The 19733-nt window shown below is 64.7% G+C and carries 21 protein-coding genes; 6 read left to right on the forward strand and 15 right to left on the reverse strand.

Annotated features, from left to right (window positions below; translation table 11 throughout):
* Position 1: 1 nt before the first annotated feature.
* The 4 genes from LCM4576_RS29075 to LCM4576_RS29090 form a co-directional block, all read right to left on the reverse strand.
* Positions 2–835, reverse strand: coding sequence for an ABC transporter permease (locus tag LCM4576_RS29075; protein WP_071035818.1), 834 nt, complete (start codon positions 833–835; stop codon positions 2–4).
* 118 nt (positions 836–953) lie between these two features.
* Positions 954–2066, reverse strand: coding sequence for an ABC transporter substrate-binding protein (locus LCM4576_RS29080; protein WP_071035819.1), 1113 nt, complete (start codon positions 2064–2066; stop codon positions 954–956).
* Between the two features lie 70 nt (positions 2067–2136).
* A complete protein-coding gene (locus LCM4576_RS29085; RefSeq protein WP_071035820.1) occupies positions 2137–3231 on the reverse strand; it encodes an ABC transporter ATP-binding protein in 1095 nt (364 codons plus the stop codon).
* Positions 3232–3570: 339 nt separating this feature from the next.
* The gene (locus tag LCM4576_RS29090; RefSeq protein WP_040988345.1) at positions 3571–4458 is read right to left on the reverse strand and encodes a LysR substrate-binding domain-containing protein; all 888 of its coding nucleotides are present in this window, start codon (positions 4456–4458) and stop codon (positions 3571–3573) included.
* An 82-nt stretch (positions 4459–4540) separates the two neighbouring features.
* Here LCM4576_RS29090 and LCM4576_RS29095 point away from each other — a divergent pair, with 82 nt between their 5' ends.
* From LCM4576_RS29095 to LCM4576_RS29105, 3 genes are all read left to right on the forward strand, one after another.
* Positions 4541–6136: a peptidase M20 gene (locus LCM4576_RS29095; RefSeq protein WP_071035821.1), complete on the forward strand. Its 1596-nt coding sequence runs from the start codon at positions 4541–4543 to the stop codon at positions 6134–6136.
* Positions 6137–6162: 26 nt separating this feature from the next.
* A complete protein-coding gene (locus LCM4576_RS29100; protein WP_071035932.1) occupies positions 6163–7095 on the forward strand; it encodes a dimethylarginine dimethylaminohydrolase family protein in 933 nt (310 codons plus the stop codon).
* 170 nt (positions 7096–7265) lie between these two features.
* Entirely contained in the window at positions 7266–7988 is a 723-nt protein-coding gene (locus LCM4576_RS29105) for a 3-keto-5-aminohexanoate cleavage protein (protein WP_071035822.1), read from the forward strand.
* A 148-nt stretch (positions 7989–8136) separates the two neighbouring features.
* Here LCM4576_RS29105 and LCM4576_RS29110 read toward each other — a convergent pair whose 3' ends face one another.
* The 10 genes from LCM4576_RS29110 to LCM4576_RS36645 all read right to left on the reverse strand — a co-directional run bounded on the left by LCM4576_RS29110 (position 8137) and on the right by LCM4576_RS36645 (position 17836).
* A complete protein-coding gene (locus LCM4576_RS29110) occupies positions 8137–9195 on the reverse strand; it encodes a Gfo/Idh/MocA family protein (protein ID WP_071035823.1) in 1059 nt (352 codons plus the stop codon).
* Positions 9196–9297: 102 nt separating this feature from the next.
* Positions 9298–10083 (reverse strand): ThuA domain-containing protein, encoded by a 786-nt coding sequence (locus LCM4576_RS29115; protein WP_071035824.1) that lies wholly within the window; start codon positions 10081–10083, stop codon positions 9298–9300.
* Positions 10084–10159: 76 nt separating this feature from the next.
* Positions 10160–11395 (reverse strand): glycosyltransferase, encoded by a 1236-nt coding sequence (locus LCM4576_RS29120; RefSeq protein ID WP_071035825.1) that lies wholly within the window; start codon positions 11393–11395, stop codon positions 10160–10162.
* A gap of 247 nt (positions 11396–11642) precedes the next feature.
* The gene (locus LCM4576_RS29125; RefSeq protein ID WP_244508473.1) at positions 11643–13172 is read right to left on the reverse strand and encodes a tlde1 domain-containing protein; all 1530 of its coding nucleotides are present in this window, start codon (positions 13170–13172) and stop codon (positions 11643–11645) included.
* A 163-nt stretch (positions 13173–13335) separates the two neighbouring features.
* The gene (locus tag LCM4576_RS36415; protein ID WP_131803315.1) at positions 13336–13632 is read right to left on the reverse strand and encodes a hypothetical protein; all 297 of its coding nucleotides are present in this window, start codon (positions 13630–13632) and stop codon (positions 13336–13338) included.
* Positions 13633–13795: 163 nt separating this feature from the next.
* Complete coding sequence (locus LCM4576_RS29130) at positions 13796–14275, reverse strand: DUF2231 domain-containing protein (RefSeq protein ID WP_071035934.1); 480 nt, start codon at positions 14273–14275, stop codon at positions 13796–13798.
* 148 nt (positions 14276–14423) lie between these two features.
* Entirely contained in the window at positions 14424–15659 is a 1236-nt protein-coding gene (locus LCM4576_RS29135) for an NAD(P)/FAD-dependent oxidoreductase (protein ID WP_071035826.1), read from the reverse strand.
* The gene (locus tag LCM4576_RS29140; protein WP_071035827.1) at positions 15656–16378 is read right to left on the reverse strand and encodes a hypothetical protein; all 723 of its coding nucleotides are present in this window, start codon (positions 16376–16378) and stop codon (positions 15656–15658) included. Before LCM4576_RS29140 ends, LCM4576_RS29135 begins: the two co-directional genes overlap by 4 nt.
* On the reverse strand, positions 16375–17442 hold the full coding sequence (locus LCM4576_RS29145; protein WP_071035828.1) for a type III polyketide synthase: 1068 nt from the start codon (positions 17440–17442) through the stop codon (positions 16375–16377). The genes LCM4576_RS29140 and LCM4576_RS29145 overlap by 4 nt, the downstream gene beginning before the upstream one ends.
* A 235-nt stretch (positions 17443–17677) precedes the next feature.
* Positions 17678–17836, reverse strand: a complete 159-nt coding sequence (locus LCM4576_RS36645) for a hypothetical protein (RefSeq protein WP_157900517.1) — start codon at positions 17834–17836, stop codon at positions 17678–17680.
* Positions 17837–18116: 280 nt separating this feature from the next.
* Here LCM4576_RS36645 and LCM4576_RS29150 point away from each other — a divergent pair, with 280 nt between their 5' ends.
* From LCM4576_RS29150 to LCM4576_RS29155, 3 genes are all read left to right on the forward strand, one after another.
* Positions 18117–18311 carry a hypothetical protein gene (locus LCM4576_RS29150; RefSeq protein WP_320411881.1) on the forward strand — a complete coding sequence of 65 codons (195 nt, stop codon included), beginning with the start codon at positions 18117–18119 and terminating at the stop codon, positions 18309–18311.
* A 99-nt stretch (positions 18312–18410) separates the two neighbouring features.
* The gene (locus LCM4576_RS36960) at positions 18411–18557 is read left to right on the forward strand and encodes a hypothetical protein (protein WP_198540330.1); all 147 of its coding nucleotides are present in this window, start codon (positions 18411–18413) and stop codon (positions 18555–18557) included.
* A gap of 497 nt (positions 18558–19054) precedes the next feature.
* Entirely contained in the window at positions 19055–19270 is a 216-nt protein-coding gene (locus LCM4576_RS29155) for a hypothetical protein (protein ID WP_071035829.1), read from the forward strand.
* Between the two features lie 34 nt (positions 19271–19304).
* Here LCM4576_RS29155 and LCM4576_RS29160 read toward each other — a convergent pair whose 3' ends face one another.
* The gene (locus tag LCM4576_RS29160; protein ID WP_071035830.1) at positions 19305–19721 is read right to left on the reverse strand and encodes a helix-turn-helix domain-containing protein; all 417 of its coding nucleotides are present in this window, start codon (positions 19719–19721) and stop codon (positions 19305–19307) included.
* Between the last annotated feature and the right edge of the window lie 12 nt (positions 19722–19733).

Genomic DNA, 19733 nt, shown 5'->3' on the forward strand with positions numbered 1-19733 from the left:
GCTACACCAATTGCTTCGGTTTGACGTAGCGGAACAGCAGCGCCATCAGCGCGCCGACGAACACCACCAGCACGACGCTGATCGCCGCGCCTAGCCCCCAGTCGGGGCTCTGGAAGATGCGCAGGTAGATCAGCTCCGCGATCATGACGGAGCGGCCGCCGCCGAGGATTRCCGGCGTGACGAAGAAGCCCAGCGAGAACACGAAGGTGATCAGCGCCGAACCGATGATGCCGGAGCGCGTCATCGGCACGAACACCGTCCAGAAGGTGCGCATGCGGCTGGAGCCAAGCCCGCGCGCCGCGAGCAACACGCGCTCGTCCAGGCTGCGCATGGCGGACGCCAGCGGGAACACCGCGAAGGGGATCAAAAAATGCGACATGCCGACGATGACGCCGAATTCGTTGCGCACCAGGGTCAGCGGCTCCGAGATGAAGCCGATCGATTGCAGCCAGGTGTTGATCAGGCCGCGATTGGAAAGCAGCGCCACCCAGCCGAAGGCGCGCGTCAGCACCGAGATCCAGAACGGCACCAGGATGCAGAATTCGGCAAGCACGCGCTGCACCGGTGAGCCGCGCACCCACACGACGGTGATGGCATAGGCGGCGGTGACGGAAACCACGGTGACGATCGCCGCGATGCGCAGCGTGCGGATGAACACCGACTGCACCAGATCGTCGGTGAGCAAGGCGTGGTACTGGCCGAGCCCGGGCGTCGGCAGGGTAAAGCTCCATTTCACCACGCCGAGGAACGGCCATGCATAGGCAAGGATCAGGAACAGGAGCAGCGGCGCCATCAGCAGCGCCGCGCCCGTCCTGTCGGAGAGGGTGCCTCTCATCGGTCTGAAAATCTCGGCAGAGCATTTTGCAGCCAAGTGAAATCACTTGGCGTCGCACAAATGCGACCAACAAAAAGACAGAGCGGGATGCCCCAATCCATCAAAATGCATCCCGCTCTCAGGCCGAGATGATCTTGGTGTATTCGTCGAGCGCTGCGCCGTAATYCTTCGCGTACCACTCCATGTCGAGYGGGATCTGCTTCGACATGTTCGCCGGATCGACAGGGTTGATGCGCTTCTTGTCGGCCGGGATCAGYGCGTCCGCCGCTGGATTGGCCGGACCCTGTCCGAGCTTGTCGAACATCACCAGTTCCTTCTGCGGGTCCTGGGTGCTGGCGATGAATTTCATCGCCGCTTCCTTGCCGCCGGGATTGTTCTTCAAGACGGCCAGCGCGCCGGGCGAGATCAGGCCCTGATCCCAGATGAACTTGATCTGGCCGCCCGAGYCCTGCTCGATCAGCGAGGCGCGGGTCGACCACACGATCGCCATCGAGGCCTCGCCGTTGAGCAGAACGCTCTGGCTCTCGGCGCCGCCGCCCCAATAGGAGACGACGTTTTCCTTGAAGGCGGCGATCTTGTCATGCGCGCGCTTGAGGTCGAGCGGATAGAGCGACGCCGGCGCGACGCCGTCGGCAAGAAGGGCGGCTTCCCAACTCGACACGCCCCATTTGTAGAGCGAGCGCTTGCCCGGGAATTTCTTCACGTCGAAGAAGTYGGCCATGCCGGTCGGCGCGTTGGAGCCGAATTTCTGCGAGTCGTAGGCGATGACATAGGAGAAGAAATAGGTGGACGCGGCATATTCCCAGCCGAAGCCCGGCCGCATCTTGCTCTTGTCGACGATYTTGTAGTCGATCGGCTCGAGCWTGCCCTGGCCGCCGAGCGTGATGGCCGAGAACGGATCGACGTCGACCAGGTCCCAGGTCGGCGCGCCGCTCTTGAACTGCGCGGCGATCGCGCCTTCGGTCGGGCCCGAGCCGTCCATCTTGACCGGGATGCCGGTGTCCTTGGTGAAGGCCTGGCCGTAGGCTGCGTCATAGGCGGTGATGGCGTCGCCGCCCCAGTTGACCAGCACCAGCCCTTTGGTTTCGGCATGGGCGCCGGTCGAACGCAGCAGCATCGGCGTGCCGGCAAGCACGAGGCCGGCGAGCTGCGCGAACTGCCGGCGTGAGATCTCGCCGCGCTTGGTCCGCTCGGCCAGCGATTCGATCATTTGTTTCTTCGTGTCGTTCATGTCAGTTCCCCTTGTTGTCGTTGATTGAACCGAAAGCCGATGCGGCGCTTTCAGGCCGCAGCGGCAGTGCTTACTGTCCTCCGTCCGGAAGGAGGAAGCCCTTTTCCGCTGGCCAGGTCAGCCAGACCGAATTGCCTTTGCTGAGTGCCRCCGCAGCCACCTCGTTCGGCACCGAGACGGTGACCTTGGCGCCCTGGCGGGTGGTAAGGTCGAGCTTGGTTGCAGCACCCAGGTAAGTTGAGGCGACAGCCGTCGCGGCGATGCCGTTCTGATTGACCGACGCTTCCGGCGCGATCGACATRTCCTCGGGACGGATGGCGAGGATCGCGTCGCCTTTGATCGTTTCCGCCTTGCAGCGCATGTTGACCGCGCGGTCTTCGCACAGCCCGGTGGCGCCATTGTCGGCGGGGCRCACGCCCTTCACCGGAAGCATGTTGATCTCGCCCAGGAACTCGGCGACGAAACGGTTGGCGGGGCGGTCGTAGACCTCGTCCGRCTTGCCGACCTGCAACAGCTTGCCGTGATTGAAGATGGCGACGCGCGACGACAGCGCCAGCGCCTCGCTCTGGTCATGGGTGACGAAGACGAAGGTGGTGCCGGTCTCCTGGTGCAGCCGCTTCATCTCGGCCTGCATCTGGCCGCGCAGGCTCTTGTCCAGCGCCGAGAACGGCTCGTCGAGGAGCAGCACGCCCGGCTCGAACACCAGAGCGCGGGCCAGCGCCACGCGCTGCTGCTGACCGCCGGAAAGCTGCGCCGGCAGCTTTTTCTCATGCCCTTTGAGGCCGACGCGCTCGATCATCTCGCCGACGCGTTGCTTGATTTCGGACGTGGACTTCTTACGCACCTTGAGCGGGAAGGCGATGTTCTGCTCCACGCTCATATGAGGGAACAGCGCATAGCCCTGGAACACCATGCCCGCGGCGCGCTGCTCGGCCGGCCGATTGGTGATGTCGACGCCGTCRCTGAAAAGCTTGCCTTCGCTCGGCTGCACAAAGCCGGCCAGGATCATCAGGAAGGTGGTCTTGCCGGAGCCTGAGGGCCCAAGCAGCGTCAGGAACTCGCCGCGGCCGATATCGAGCGACAGATTGTCGAGCGCCCGGAACGAGCCGAAGCTCTTGCCGATCCCGTTCGCCTTGATTTCTGCGGCCCGGCCGGGTTGCTGCATCCTGGCTCTTTCCTCAGTTCCCAATGAAATCGTAGGCATGGCTGCGGCTCACCGCAACCGAATAGTTTTCGCCTGATCGGCAAATTTGATTCACGGGTGGAGGGAGAGGGGCGTCGCTGGAACTGCAAATCTCCCCCCTTGCGGGGGAGATGCCCGGCAGGGCAGAGGGGGGTGCTGTCCCGCCAGCGTAGAAACTGGAAAGCGCTGAATTTTCGGAAGATGGCAATCGCCACCCGGGGTATCCGGAAATGTCGGCGTTCCGTCACACCCCCCTCTGTCCTGCCGGACATCTCCCCCGCAAGGGGGGAGATCAGCTCTCCGTCGCCCCACTCAATCCGCCTAAACCCTGCTCTCCGACAGCTTCGCCCTCAGCCAGTCGCCGAAGGCGTTGAGCACCGGGTGCCCCGCCTTGGCGTGTTCGAAGACGAGAAAATAGGAGCGCGGCGATGGGACGGTCGCCTCGAAAGGCTTGACCAGCCGGCCTTCGCTCAGCGCCTGGCGGCCGGTCAGCTCGTCGCCGAGCGCAATCCCTTGGCCGGCGATAGCCGCCGAGAAGACGAGGTTCATGTCGGAAAAGAAGATGCCGCCTTCGGTGTCAGGATTTTCCACCTTGGACAGCGCCAGCCAGCGCGCCCAGTCCTCTGTGTCGGAAAGATGCAGCAGGCTGGCGCGCAGCACGTCGGCGGGCTTGGAAAAGCCGCCGACCTTGTTGAGCAGTCTCGGGCTGCAGAGCGGCGTGAAAGAGACTTCGCAGAGCAGCTCCACGGCCCGGTTCGGCCAATTGCCGACGCCGAAGGCGATGAAGGCGTCGGCATCCGGATTGCTGACATCGTCGAGCCGCCGCGGCGTGAGCACGGAGAGCGTTACGTCCGGATACATCTGCTGGAATTCGCCGATATGGGTGCAGAGGAACATTGAGGCAAAGCCCGGCGGGCAAGAGATGGCGAAAGAACCGCCGACGCCGGCGCCGCTGTTCTGGGTTCTGGCATCGCCGAGCACGGTCAGCGCCTTGCGGACATCCGCCGCGTAGCGCTGGCCGCGCGGCGTCAGCGCCACGCCCTTGCCGATGCGCTGCAACAGATCGAAACCGAGGTCGCGTTCGAGCAGCCGTAGCTGATGCGAAACGGCGCTGCGGGTGAGATGGAGCTCGTCGGCGGCGCGCCACACGCTGCCGTGACGGGCAAAACTGTCGAGGGCGCGCAGCGCCTGCGTGGACGGTATTCGCAAGAGGCCTCAGGTGAACCGAATTTGCACGAACCGGGAAAACATATCACTTTTTGATGAGCCGCTTCACTGCTTTTCTTGGACCATGGACAAACCGGCGACGAGTTCCGCGCAAGAAACCGCGCTTGCCACGATCGACAGCATCCAGCCGCTGCTGTCGGCCTGGACGCGCACCATCTTCGATTTCGGCGAGACCGCCTGGCGCGAGTACCAATCGGCCGCCTGGTATGTGGAGCGGCTGAAGCGCGAAGGCTTTTCGGTCGAGGAAGGCTCGGGCGGCATGCCGACCGCCTTCTGCGCCCATTGGACGAATGGCGACGGGCCGACGATCGGCATGTATGGCGAGTACGACGCCGTGCCCGGCAATTGCCAGGACGCCGCGACGGTGAAGCGGCCGCGGTCCRGTCTGGGCTTTGAGGCAGGCGGYCACACCGATCCGCATTCGGGTCTCGGCATCGGCAGCCTCGGTGGTCTTCTGGCCACCAAGGCGGCAATGCTGGAGCACGGCATCAAGGGTACGCTGCGCTTCACCGGCGAGCCGGYGGAGAAGGTGAGGGGCTCGAAGCCGATCCACGCGGCAAAGGGCTATTATGACGGCCTCGCCGRCATGATCTCCTTCCATCCCTTCTATATGCTGCCGCTCTGCAATACGGCGCGCTGGGATACGCATTGCGGCGCCGGCTATTCGATGATCTACCGCTTCGTCTGCGACGAGCCCGAGAACTGGACCCGCGCGGCAAGCGACGCAGCACCCATCCCGCAGGCGCATTCGGCGGTCAGGGCGCCCRGCGCCAACGACGCGCTGATGATGATGTATATGGCCTCCAAGGCGCTGCGCGATTCCATGCTCACCCATCAAGGCGGCTGGTCGATCAGCGAGGCGATCCTGACGGCAGGYCAGGCGACCGCCGACAATCTCCCGGCCGGCCTGGCTGAAATCCAGTACATGATCCGCGTGCCGACCATTGRCATGGCCGAGCAAGTCWCTGYCGTGCTCGACCGCAACGCCGAAGCCGCCGCCCGTATGAGCGGCTGCCGCTACGAGCGCCACTGGGTGTCGAAGTCGCGGCCCGGTCTCGCCAACCACGCCATGGCCGACATCACCTATCAGGCGCTTTCCGCCGTCGGCGCGCCGCAATGGAGCGAGGAGGCGAGGGCGATTGCCCGCGAGGTCCAGGTCAATGCCGGCGGCGAGGCGACCGAGAACCCCTTCGTCGACGAGCTGGAGCGGCTGATTTCGCCTCAAGAGGCCGAAGCGATCCTGCGCCGCGACCTGCCGCCCTCGCAGGTGAATTCGACCTCGGACGACTACACCGACATGAGCTGGCACGCGCCGACGTCGCGCTTCTACATAGCCCGTCCGGCGCTGCGCGCGGTCAAGGGYCATACTTATCCGTCCTGGGCGATGAACGCGCTGGGCGGCATCTCCGCCACCATCGATCCGATGGTCACCTGCGCAGCCAAAACCGTCGCGTTGACCGCGCTGCGCCTGCTGGAAGACAAGGCTGCGCGCGACGCCRCCATGGATGAGTTCGTAGAGCGAACCGGCGGCGGCGTCGGCGGCTCGAACTGGATCGCGCCGCTTTGCGACTACGAACCGCCGATCAATTTCCGCTGGCCGGAATATGTCACCACGCCGCGCGGGCGCGACTGGTGGATTCCGGCCGCTTCCACCGCATGACAACAAAACCGATCGAGGAGAACACCATGACCGTCCATKACCGCATCGTCGCCGAGYCRTTCTCACTGCAGCGCCGCAACCCCAATGGCGGCACCAAGCCGCTCACCGCCTGGGGCTTCGCCAACGAAACCGACGTGTTGACCGACGTGCTGCTCGGCTCCCCCAATTTCCTCAGGCATTTGTCGACCAGCTCGCTGTCCAGAAAACATCTGCGCGAGGCGCCCTGCAACGTCCAGATCGCCCAGGCGCAGCACAAGGACCTCGTCGCGRCCTACGAGCATTTCGGCGTCAACATCCACTGGCACGAGCCGACGCCGGAACTGCCGATGCAGGTCTATTCGCGCGACTCCAGCGTCATGACCCCCTACGGCGCCTTCATCACCGCCATGGCCAATTGGTGGCGGCGCGGCGAGAACTACGCCGCCATCCGCACCTATGAGAAGCTCGGCATCCCGATCTACGACATGGTGACGGCCGGCACCTTCGAGGGCGGCGACTTCAACGTCATCGAGGAGGGCGTGGTGCTGATCGGCTGCGGCGGCGCGCGCACGCAGGAAGAAGGCGCCCGCCAGGTGCAGGACTGGTTCGAGAAGGAAGGCTGGGAGACGCGGCTTGCCTTCATCGACGAATATTACGTCCATATCGACCTGATGGTCGTGCCGATCGCCGAAAAGCTCACCGCCGTCTGCCTCGCCTGCACCGAGCCCGGCATCGTCGACTGGCTGAAGGGCAAGGGYCACGAGATCATCGACGTGCCCTTCCAGGACACGATGGCGCTCGGCTGCAACTTCATGTCGCTCGGCAAGGACAGGGTGATCGCGCCGACCTCCAGCAAGACGCTGATCGAGAAGCTGAAGGCRCAAGGCTTCGAGGTCGCGGCCGTCGACATGAGCGAGATCTCCAAGACCGGCGGCGGCATCCACTGCATGGCGCAGGCGCTGAAGCGCGTGCCGGCGTAACGGGCTTTCAAGTCCGAGACCACCGAAGGGGAACACCTATCCCCCTGGCCGTCGGCCCTGGGGGATTTTCTATTTGCAGGTCCGGCCTGTCAGGAGACTTCGCCATATCCGTTCCGATCATCCTTGCCCTGCGCTAGGCTCCGGCTAGCCGAAACAGGATTGCCGCAAAGATGATCGTCCAGGCCTGCATCAACGGCGCTCGCCCCGCCGATTTCCACCCCGCTTTGCCGCTCGATCCTGATGCCATGGCGCGCGACGCAGCCGCCTCGATCGCTGCGGGCGCGGCCGAGCTGCATGTCCATGTGCGCGGCGCCGATGGCCGGGAAAGCCTGGCGCCGGAAGCGATGGACAGGACGGTCGCAGCGCTCCGCCGCGCCTGCCCGGGCACGCTGATCGGCGTCTCCACCGGCGCCTGGATCGAGAGGGATGATCTGCGCACGCTGGTCGCCATCTCCGGCTGGCGCGAGCTGCCCGACTATGCCTCGGTCAATCTCAGCGAGACGGCGGCACCTGTGGTCATGGAAAGCCTGCGCCAGCGTGGCATCGGCATCGAGGCCGGCCTTGCGTCCGTCGCCGACGCCGAGCGCTTGGTCGGGCTCGACCATGGCGGCCGGGTGCTGCGCGTGCTGATCGAGATTTCCGAACAGGCGCTGGGCGAAGCCTTTGCAGTGGCCGACGGCATCGAGACGGTCTTGCAGCGCGCCGGCATTCGCCGCTCGATCCTGCTGCATGGCGAGAACGCGACGGTCTGGCCCTTCGTGGAAAGGGCGGCGGCAAGGAAGTTGTCGACGCGGGTCGGGCTGGAGGATGGKAAGGCGTTGCCGGACGGCAGCGTGGCCGATGGGAATGCAGCGCTGGTGGCTGCGGCGGTGGGGATTTATCGCGGAGCATGACCCGGGTTCCTCGCCCCACGAAGTGGGTACGAAGTGGGGAGAGGTGGCTCGGCGAAGCCGAGACGGAGAGGGGAGCGCGCTACGAAGACCCCCTCTCCGTCCGCTTCGCGGACACCTCTCCCCCGCTTTCAGYGGGGGCGAGGAAGCGCTACTGCGTATCCGCGTTGGCCCTCAGCTCGGCGCGTTTCTCGTCCGACACCACGGCAAGGTCCAGCACCTTCTGCAAGCCGGCCGCGTGGCGGAAGGTCGGCTCGGTCTGCACGCCGCTCTTCACCGCCTCGACGAAGCGCTGGTAGTTGGTCGGCACGGTGCCGGCATCGAGCTCTTCCCATTTGGCATTCTCGACATTTGCGCCAGCGCAAGTCTTGAGGAGCGAGTCGTCGAGATTGTGCACCACCTCGATGCCACCCTTGTCGCCATAAATCCGCAGCCTGAGTTCGTTGATATGGCCGGTGGCCCAGCGGCTGGCATGCACCACGCCGAAGGCGCCGTTGGAAAAATCGAGCGTCATGGCGAAGCTGTCATTGGCGTCGAGCTGGTATTCGCCGATGCGGTTGCCCGGCGCCTTGTCGAAGGCGCGCAGCCGGCAGAACACATGGTCGATGTCGAGCGCCGCGCCATAGCTGGCGAAATCGAGGATGTGGATGCCGACGTCGCCGAGCACGCCGTTGGAGCCGTGGCCGCGCGACAGCCGCCACAGCCATTTCGGATCGGTGCGCCAGTCGCCCCAGAATTTCGATACCAGCCAGCTCTGCAGATAGGACGCCTCGACATGGCGCACCRTGCCGATCTCGCCGGCCTGCACCATCTGGCGTGCCTTCTGCAGCGCGGCGACGTTGCGATAGGTGAGGTTGACCATGTTGACGATGCCGGCGGCTTCCGCCRCATCGGCCATTTCGTTCGCCTTGCCGAAATTCTCGGCCAGCGGCTTCTCGCACAGCACCGGCTTGCCGGCGGCGACCAGCGCCATGGTGGTTGGGTGGTGGATGCGGTCGGGCGTGACATTGGCGACCGCGTCGAAATCGCCCCAGTCGAGCGCCGCCTCCAGCGAGGTGAAGCGCTTCGGGATTTTGTAGGCGTCGGCGTACTCGCCGACGCGAACCGCATCGACGTCGACCGCGCCGACGATGTCGACGCCCTCGATGGCGCCGAAGCGGCGGGCATGTTCCTGCGCCATCCAGCCGGTGCCGAGTATCAGAAGCCGCATTTTCTGCTCCTTTGAGCGGTTTGGTTCGATTCAATACTGTGAGGCGAATGTGACCCAGGCACTGTTTCCGCGCAATCCCAGCCGAAGCCGAGAGGGCCTTTTTTAGCGGAAGCCGGCCTCGCCATGCGCATGCAGCTTAGGCCCGCGCTCCTCGATCGGCTCCAGCGCCTTCTCGACCGGCACGTTCGGCGCATTGAGGACGGCGTGATTCGACCCTTGTGGGTTCACCGCCCACTTCACTGCGTTGCGCAGCACCTTCTGTACGGTAGCGTCGTGATAGGTCGGATAAGTCTCGTGTCCGGGGCGGAAGTAGAAGACATTGCCGGCGCCGCGCCGGTAGGTCAGCCCGGAGYGGAACACCTCGCCGCCCTGGAACCAGGATATGAAGACGGTCTCCAGCGGCTCCGGCACGGCGAATTGCTCGCCATACATCTCCTCGTTCTCCAGYTCGAAATAGTCGCCGACGCCTTCGGCGATCGGATGGCTGGGGCTCGTCACCCACAGCCGCTCGCGCTCRCCGGCCTCGCGCCATTTCAGCGTGCAGGGCGTGCCCATCAGCCGCTTGAAGATCTTCGAGAAGTGCCCGGAATGGAGCACGATCAGCCCCATGCCTTCCCAGACGCGCTTTGCGACACGMTCGACCACCTCGTCGGCCACCGCGCCATGGTCCTTGTGGCCCCACCAGACCAGCACGTCGGTTTCCRCAAGGCGGGCTTCCGGCAGGCCGTRCTCCGGCTGCTCCAGCGTTGCGGTCGAAGCGGAGATTGCCTTATCGGCGTTCAGGGCCTTGGCGATGGTCGCGTGCATRCCTTCCGGATAGATGCCGGCCACCACCTCATTGGTCCGCTCATGGATGTTCTCGCCCCAGACGACAGCGCGAATTGTCATGGATTGCCTCGTGATGATTGGGGTGGAGCCGCCCGACGGCCATTCATAAAGCGTTCGGGGTATATTGGAAGGCCTTTCACCTCATCCTGTCCGCCAGCCATTTCGCCGCGGCATCGGCTCCATTCGCGCGAACCTTGCCGGCAAGGGCACGGGCACGCGCCGGAACCTTCGGCGCCAATGCCATCTCCAGCGCCGCTGACAGCGAGGCCGCCGTAGGCCCCGCGCCGTCATGCGCGGCGCCGATGCCCAACTCCGCCACCCGCCGCGCCCAATAGGGCTGGTCGCCGATCTGCGGCACGATCACCTGCGGCGCTCCCGCCCGAGCGGCGGCAATGGTCGTGCCTGCGCCGCCATGGTGGATGACTGCGGCGACTCGGCCGAACAGCGCCTGCTGGTTGACCTCGCCGACGGCGAAGCAATCATCGCCATCGTCGACGGGGGCCAACTCTGCCCAGCCCTGCGCGAGCACCGTGCGGAAGCCCTTGGCGCGGATCGCCGCGATGGCGGCGCTGCCGGCTTCTTTGGCCACCGCTATCGAGCCGAAGCCGACATGGACCGGCGGCGGGCCTGYATTCAGGAAAGCCTCCAGCCCGTCGGGGAGGGGCCGTTCATCCGGCAGGATGAAGGCCCCGGTCTGCACCGCATCGATCAGGTCCGAGGGCAGCCACGGTCCCAGTGTCGGATCRCAGGCGAGCAGGACGGGATTGCCATAGACATAGTCCCGGACATTTTGCACCGGGGATAATCCCAGCGAGGCGCGACGGCCGTTGACCGCCTCGCCGAAGAGGGCGTTCTTGGTCCGGATGTCGATGTCCCACAAAAGCCGGTTGTCGGTCACGCCAGCCGGGAGCGGATGTCCAGGATATTCATGCGGCCGGTTGTGCTGCGACGGCAGCCAGATGGGGCAGAACGTGCCGAGCATGTAACGCGTGCCGCGTTGTTCCGCGACCAGCCGCGCGGCGGCGCAGGACGGGAAGAGGCCGAACGCCACCACGGCGTCGCAGCCTTCGGCAGCCGCGCTCAGCGCCTCATATTGCCTGGCGACGATCTCGGCCGCCTGGCCGGAAATGAGCCTGGCCCGGTCCTCGGGCGAGGCCGATCGCGACCGGTTGATCATTTCCTTCGCCCATTCGCGCACCGGCGCGAAGGCCGGCGCCAGCGGTACGCCCGCGCGGGCGAGAAGCGCGGCAAATTCCGCGTCGGCCGGCGCGCTCACCCTGGCCTGGACGCCATGCGCCTGCAAGGCCGCGCCCAGCGCCGCCAGCGGCTCCACGTCGCCGCGCGAGCCGTAAGTCGATAACAAGATCCGCATTCCATGCTCCGTCGGGGTTTTTCGGAGCAGCGTTGATACGCCATGTCCAGGGGCTTGCCGCAAGCCCGGGCTGCGCCATATCTACATTCTGGGAAGGGTCGCTATCGCTTCCTCGGGTGAGGTTGCGACCATCGCTGTGCTCGAAACGGCGACGGCAAATGCTCCGGCGCGTCTTGGCGCCAAGCCCTTCCGATCAGCAAGTGGGGATCGACAAAGCCGGCGGTCAGCGCGCCGGCTCGGGTGGGACTTAACCCTGGCGGCCTTCCTGGGCGACCTGGGTGGGGGACCTTGTGAGCCGCGGGACGACGACGAGGCGCTTGATCTTGCCCTTTTTGTAGGCGGCAAGGAAGCGGTGGTAGTCCTTGAAGACGACGCAGCCATTCGACTCGGCGCGGCCGCCGCGCAGCATATAGGTGTGCGCGAGCAGGCCGTTGCGGCCGTATTTGTTCCGGCCGCTGGTCGGCGTCAGGCGTATCGCCTCGACGCCATGGAAGCGCGATTCACGGATCGACAGATTGTAGGTGTCGGGCGGCGTCGGGCCGACATTCTTGCGGTCGACGAAACGCGGCTGGTCGACCATCGAACCCAGGCCCGAATGCGCCTCCAGCTTCGAGCCGTCGGGCATGTAGACGGTTCTCGCCGAGATATCGTAGACGGCGACGCCATTGCCCGTGGAAGGACCGTTGAAAAGGTTGCGGAAGGCGCTGCCGAGACCGCCGCTCTCCGGCGTGTCGGGCTTGGCATAGGCCAGCATCTCGGATGTCTGCGCCTTGCGCTTGCCGAGTTTGGACTCGGCAACCATCGGTTTCGAGCCCGCCACGCCCGGCAGGGCCTGGTCGCCGCTTCTCGGCGAGACTGCCGTCGGCGTGCTTTGCGCAGTGTCGGCCGCGGCCGGCTGCGGCTTGGCCTTGGCGGCCTGCGGCTTCGCGGCTTCGGGCTTCTGCGGCTTGGCCGCGTTCTGCTCGGGCGCCTCGGTAGCGCGCTCTAGCATGGTGCGCGGACGAAGGCCGGGCACAGCGATCGTGTCGGGCAAACCGTCCTGCGGCGGCAGCGAGGCGACCTGGTACGCGCCATCCTGGCCATTGTCGGGCTTGTCGGCGACATTCGGCGCGTCACTGTTTTGAAGCGCGACGGCGGTCGGAACGTCGGCCGTCTCCTCTGGCGATATGTTGGCGAGCGCGAGCGCCAACTCGGAAGCGCCAGCGATTTCGGCTGGCTGCGAACCGAACCGCGCTTCCGCCGGGGCGCCCGGCAGCGCGCCGCCGAAGCGGTTCGCCGAGGGCAGGCTGGCCAGCAGGAACGGCGCCTTCTCGGCGCGGGCAAAGGCATCGGCAAGCTTTTGCGGCGAAAGCGCCGCACGCTTCACCACGCCGTCGAAACGGTCGGCGGCCCCGGCGGCCGAAGCCACCACCGCGACCTTTTCCTGCGCGACGCTGTCGGGCGCCGGCAGCTTGAGGCGCGCCATCTTGCCGTCGCGGCCTTCATTCTTCTGTTTTTCAAAAGCTTGGCCGTTATGCCTGAAGCTTGTCGCGAGGTTGAAGCAGCCAGCGTCGCAGCCGCCGATAAGCGAGCCCGCCTTGTAGCCGCCATTGGCGGCAAGGCGTGGCGCCCATGCGTTGGCGATCTGGCGGCGCTGGTCGCCAAGCGCGATGTTGCGTGGCGAAAGCAGACCTTGCGGCAATCCCTTGGAAGCGGCGGTCAGCGAGGTGCTTACCGAATAGAGCCCCGCCAAAGTGGCGATGGACCATAGGGCAAGAGCGGCGCCGACAGCAGGCACCACAACCCAACGATGACCAGACTTTTTCGAAGTTACCCCCCCGTGAGGAGCGTCACCCCGGTTTTTCAAACGCAAAAACGCCATACGACCACTCTCAATCGGCATGCCGGTTTGCGGACCTGGCACCCGTCACGATCACAGTTCGCTGGTGCCCCCTGCACCTTCACGCGTCTGTTGCCGATTGATTCAAAAGATGGACAAAGATGGTTAACCAATCCCTCCACCAATCGCCGATTTGGCGACGGTCCATACGAAAAAAGAGCTTTTCCACGGTCTTCGCCACGGTAAAAATGCTCTTTCCACCTGCTTTGCTGCCCGTTTTTCCGGCCTCTGTCAAGAAACCGTGAAGACCGGAACCGCAGTAATCCTGGCCGCCTATCGGGCGATTAGGGTCAAAATGCGGCCTACGCGCCTGGCGCTGGAACAAGCCGGCCAAAGATGCGGTGGACCAGCCGGTCAAGCCGAGGGGAAGACATTGGGGCGCCAGAACACCCCGAAAAAGTCACCTCCGCCGCAGGGCGGAGGTGACATGAAGGGAGGAAACTAGGGGAAACAGAGCTTTTCGACCGGCGGCAGCATTTCGGACGCTCCTGGCCTGGCTGGCCGCGACCACGCTGGTGTCTTCAACGCGTTTCGTCCGTTGCGTCGGCGACACCGACGTGACGCCGATAGACCATTCCCCAGCCTTTCCAGCCGGTGAACAGAAGAATGAGAACGACGATCAGCGACAGGACCAGGCCGACCGGCACCACGGCCGCCTCCGCGTGGGCATATCGCGAATACCAATTGTAAAGTTCGATCAGGACGACAATCACGTTGCCGCCGGCGTGAAGCCATACGTCGCTAAGACTACGGATTTGGGCATCGCCCAAGACATCGGTCAGGCCGGCCAGGGCGGCCAGCGCGGCCATTATCAGACCCGCCCCAAGAAGCCAGAGCGAAGCGGAGACCCAAATCGGATTGCCGGTTCGCCAGAAGATGAGGTCGCAAACGAAGGTCGCGACGAAGAAGGCGATCGGGAATGGTATCAGCATTGCATGGATGGGATGGCCGGCAATGCTTGCGGTGCTGTGCGGATTGTGGGGGATCGTGTGCTGGACCATGGTGATGTCTCCCGCAGGCGTGGCGAGCGCCGCCTCATGCCACGTCGCGACATAGGCTCGGCGGCGGCAGGAGCCGTATCGCATACCAACCCCGATCTCCCCTGAATGTTCCATAACCCGAGGCGTGCTCGTCGAGCCACGCACTCCGTCAGCCAAAACCCGGCGCCGCTCTCGTCTTGCCGCTGAGCCGCGCGCCCATGGTCAATACTTGCGGAAAATTGCGGACAACAGCTCTCATCATGGCGCCGCCGCCGGGGCCAATGGCGATGCGCGCGATGGCTTCCGCAGCGAGGACACGGGTCGAGAATAATTCTCTCCAGGCCGCCTCGTAACGTCTGCCGACCGCTTCGCGTTTCGCCTGCCCACATCCTGCCGTGCCGAGTTCYCGGGCCAGGAGCCAGCCGGATTGAAGCGCCATCGATATGCCCTCTGYGATGATCGGATGCGACTCGCCGGCGATGTTGCCGACGCGAAAGATGTCCCCGTCGTAGCCGGTGCGGATGCCTGGTCGGATCGGGCCGGCGGCAAGCCTCGGACCGTCGAGGCTGGCTTCCTGCAGCGCCTTCCGCGCACCCTCGCACGTCGCCCTGAGATGATGCTCGACGGCTTCGGCCGCCGAGACCTGGCCACCATGTTTGCGGGCAAGGTTGCCGCGCAACCGGGCGAGCATATCGCGCCTTATGCAGCAGGAGAGGGACATGCGGCCATGGTCTGCTAGCACCATGCCGCCATAGCCGCCGGGAAACGTCAGCAGCGGCATCAGGTCGGGCGGCAGCGTCGATCCTGAAAAATGCGCCTTGAAGCCGAGCAGGTCCGAGGGATGCCCTTTCTTCCCTAGCTGGCTCGGCAAAGGTCCCGGTTCCCACGAGCCATGCGCGGCGACAATTACCGGTGCCCGTAGGATCGTCGCCTCGTCGCGGGAATTCCGGGCTCCTGCCTGGATCCGCACCGCTTGGCAGACGCCATTGCGTTCGATGGCGACGGCGCGGCAAGGCTGAAAGACGTCCGCGCCGGCCGATCGGGCCGCATCCAACAGCAGCGAGTCCAGCACGTCGCGGCCGAGCGCCCGGCCGAAACCGTCTCCTGTCGCCGGCACGGACTTCGCACGCGGCATCGGCGCCTCGACGCTGGTATCGCCGGAAAAGAAGCCGATCCGGCGAATTTCGGGACCCGCCTCGGCCCGCCACGCATCGACGATCTCCAGTCGCTCGAGGAGCGCGAGATTGCTTGCCGAGATATATTCGCCGCACACCTTGCGACGCGGAAACGCGCTCTTTTCCACGATCGCCACAGTCCAGCCGCGCCGGGCCAGCGCCAGCGCCGCCGACGTGCCTGCCGGGCCGGCGCCGATGACGATCGCATCGTGGGTCGATGCCGGTCTCATGGCACAGCCTCGTCAGGCATCGGCGCGGCGCCGGCAAAGACATGGGAGAAGGGGCCGACGCTCCGCTCATCGAGTGGCCGGCCGCCGGCAGCGCTCCAGAGATCGGAAAGCTCGCTGCCGCGAAAACCGGCGCGCACGCTCTGAGCGGCGTCATGCCTAGTGACTTCATTGGCGCCGATCACCGGCAGAAGGCGAGTCGTCGCGAGCGCCAAGYCTGCCCTCAGCGGTTCCGTCGCCAGGAGCAATGGCGCCTTGCGAACCAGCAGCGAAAACAGACGCAGCAGTCCGGCCTCGTCGAAATGATGCAGAAACAGGTTGACCGTGATCACATCGAAAGCCCCGCCATCCGTCCTCTGCGCCCAGTCGAAGACATCGCCGGTGAAGGTTTCGAGTTTCCATCCCAGACCGGCGAAATCCGCCGTGAGCTCGGGCGTGACGAGACCGACGCGATCGAGCATCGTCAGCTCCACCTCCGGCCAGTCTCTTGTCATGCGCCAGGCGACTTTCAGCATGAAGGTGCCRTCGCCGGCGCCGATCTCAAGGATGCGGCGGGGCGCCGTGGCCACGAATTTTCTCATGAGCGATGCCATGATCGGCGCCTGGAACATCAGCGCGTTAATCCTGCGCAGATCGCGCCGCGAGTGGAGCGCCCGCGGATCGTCCGCGGCGAGGCGATCGAGGATTTCCGGGACGAGCGTCCGTCGATCGAGCGCGTTCATGGGGCGGTCCGGAACAACATGGTCTCGGCCGTCAGCCCGGGTCCGAACGACATGCCGCAGCCGAGCTGTCCGCCCGGCGCCTTCAGCATCTCTTCCATGACGAACATCACCGTCGCCGACGACATGTTGCCGTAGCGGCGCAGCACCTCGCGCGACGGCCCGAGCGCGGCCGGCGCGAGGTCGAGCGCCCTCTCGACGGCATCAAGAATACTGCGCCCACCGGGATGCACGGCCCAGAGGTCGATTGCCTCCGGCGGCCGGCCACCGAGGATAGCGTCCTGGTTGCTTCGCAGTGTTTCATGGACCGCCGCAGGCACCTTGCCCGAGAGGAACATATCGAAGCCGTGATCGCGGATATCCCAGGTCATCAACTCCCGCCGCTCCTCAGCGACGGTGCAGCGGAAGGAGTCGAGTTCGATACCGGACGGCTCGGCGGTTACGAGCGTCGCCGCGCAGCCGTCGCCCCAAAGGCAGAAGGACAGCAGCTTTTCCAGCTCGGTGGTTTCCCTCAGATGCAGGGTGCAGACCTCGATATTGACGACGAGGACCCTGGCCCGTGYGTCGGAGCGGACGATATGGCGGGCAAGCTTGAGGGCATTGACCGCGGCGTAGCAGCCCATGAACCCGATCATCGTGCGTTCGATACCGTCTGAGAGGCCGCATCGCGCGGCAAGGTCGAGGTCGATGCCCGGAGCGGAGAATCCGGTGCAGGTGGTGACGATGAGATGGGTGATGCGCGATGCCTCATCGCCAAGCTGCAATCCGTCGACGGCCTTTTGCGCCAGAATGGGTGCTGCTTGGCTGAACATAACCATCCTGGCGGCTGTTCCCGGAAAGGCGCCGCGCCTGAAGGTCCCGGCAAGGTCGGCCGACGGCCCTTCGGGGTCGAGAGCGGGCGCAAAGCAGGAAAAGCGGTGCTCGATGCCGGCAAGGCCGGCCATGCGCTGGAATATCCTCCTGCGGTCGGCGGTCAGCATGGAGGCCGCGTAGCGCAGGTAGAACTGGTGGACTTCATGCTCCGGAACCGCTGTCGCGATCCGGTTGATATAGGCGTTGGCGGACATCTACTGTCTCCCTGGGCCTCGGGCGCGGAGCGCGCTGTTGCCGGAGGGTTTCATTGCTCGCGAGCGCCTTTGTCGGGCGCCAGACGCTGAGCGTTGCCTGTTCGATAAACGTTTCGGGAAACCTGTTTCTTCCCTGGCGCGTGATCCCGAGCCTAAAAGATTTGGGAKGGAATAGTAGGCAAAATCAAACCGTTACAGCCTTTCCCTGCCTCTGGAAACAAGGACTGCGGGCCGATCACTTATTGCCTTGCGTCGCTCCGGGCACGATCAATGCTCCCTGGTCGTGCTCCGAATATCTGAAGCCGATAAAGAACAAGGCGATGATGATGAGGCAGATCGCCAGTACGGTGGCGAGAATCCTTCCCGGGTTTTCGGCAGGCGGTTTGTCTTCCATGGCGGTTCGCCTCGCATATAAACCCCGCGAGAGGATGAAGAGTTCCAAACTCGACGRCGCGGCCGCGGGGGTCGCCGGCGCGTAAGCGACGCGGCTTTGCTATCGCGAGAATTCACGGCTCGACGCCTTCGCCACGAAGATTCTCTGAACGCTCCCAGGGCGATGGGTGAGCGCATCACAAAAGTGACGCGCTCATGTCGCTATATGCCAGRCTCCCGCCGCCAAAACAGGGTTCATCGTTATGGATGCCAGCGAATTGCAGGCCATAGGTGATACGCTGATGCGCGTTGTCACCCCCGATATGAAACCGAAAGACCTGCTCAAGGCGGTGCGAAAACGGCATCCGGATGCCAAGAAGAAGGATATCGCCCGGGCGGCCTTCCACGCCATCATCGCCAACGCCGACCAGGACCCCGGCAAGTCGCGCAACCTCCAGGCCTTCGCGCTTGCCGAGCGTACCCAGCAATCGGAATAAATTGCCGCGAATTGTAGCGTGGGGCTTGCCGGAAACTTAATAAGCAGTTTCTAATTTAATGGCTCAACCGGCAGCTAGCCCCCAACCGGTAATGAGCTCATGACCAAAAACCTCGGCAATGCCAAACCCAGCGCTCCCGCCAAGGAGATAAACCCCTCGCTGTTCGRCAAGGCCGCGCCGGCGCTGTTTCCGCTGGTCGTCGCGGCGCTCGGCTATCTCGTCGGCCGGCATTTCTTCGGCTTTTGACGCGGCCGGCGGTCGTGAGGGCCATGCCCTTGCAGCTTTGGTCCTAGGGCCTAGGTCGTTCTTGTCCTTGGCTGGGCCCGAGCGCATGCTTATGACAGCCGGCGGCCTCGCAAACTCCGGTCAGGCCCGGCCGCCGAACCCAGTATCACCCCCCAAGGCTGCCGGGCCGCCGCCGCGGCGAATTCGTCCGCATCCACGCACCGCCAGGCGCCAGGCTGCGCGATCCGCAGCCCATCCGAACGCTTTCGAAATCCAGTGCCACGCCGTTTCGCAGACCGGACGTGGTAGCGAAGTCGGATTCCGCTGGGCAAAGTTGCAACGGCATGCATGCTCCACCATAATCGTCTTTATTCGCGGTGCCCCGCAATTGTGATGAATAACGGTGAGCTGGTTAGAACTAAACGCCGATAAGCCACCACTTTTCGACAAATCCAGGCGCGCTAGATCATATTGGGAATGAAATAGGCAGTTCTTCGAGCAAAGAGCAGGGGCTGTATATGGTAACGAGCGAGCCAGACAGTGTCCGCGTAAAAGCCATCAATGGTCAATGGATCGTGCGCGTCGTCGATGGCGGCAGGCTGACGCAGCAGGTGTTCGACATTCACGCGCAGGCCGAGATCTTCGCCGAGGAGGAGYGGCTGCGATTGGGGCTGCCCGGGGAACCGCCGACCGAGGAGCCGGTCGGGCCGCTGCGACGCGGGCGGGCCCGCTGAGGCATCTTCCACACGAGGGAGATTGGCAGCCCTACTACCCCAGATGCTCCGCCCTGAGCCTCTCTTTCATCCGCTGGAGCGCCGGCTCACCGCCGGCCGCGAGCTCATCCGCTATCTGCGCGAGCTTGTCGTCGGCATTGCGATGTTTGCTGCCCCAGGCGCCCAGCGTCGCCAGCACCGGTAAAAGGTCGATGCCGGCTTCCGTCAGCCGGTAGATCRCCTTCAGCGCATGCGTCGGGTCGCCGCTGCGGGTGACGATGCCTTCGTCCTGCAGCGTCTGCAGCCGCTCGGCGAGCGTCCGCGACGAGATGCCTTCATCGGATTGCAGGAACTCGCGAAAATGCCTTTTCCCGGCGAAGACCAGGTCGCGGATGATGAGCAGCGTCCAGCGGTCGCCGACGAGTTCGAGCGAGAGGTTGATCGGGCAGCCGGATCGTCCCTTGGTCGACATCGGTACGGTTCC

This window comes from Mesorhizobium sp. LCM 4576 (assembly GCF_001854815.1).
In the GTDB taxonomy this organism is placed as follows: domain Bacteria; phylum Pseudomonadota; class Alphaproteobacteria; order Rhizobiales; family Rhizobiaceae; genus Mesorhizobium; species Mesorhizobium plurifarium.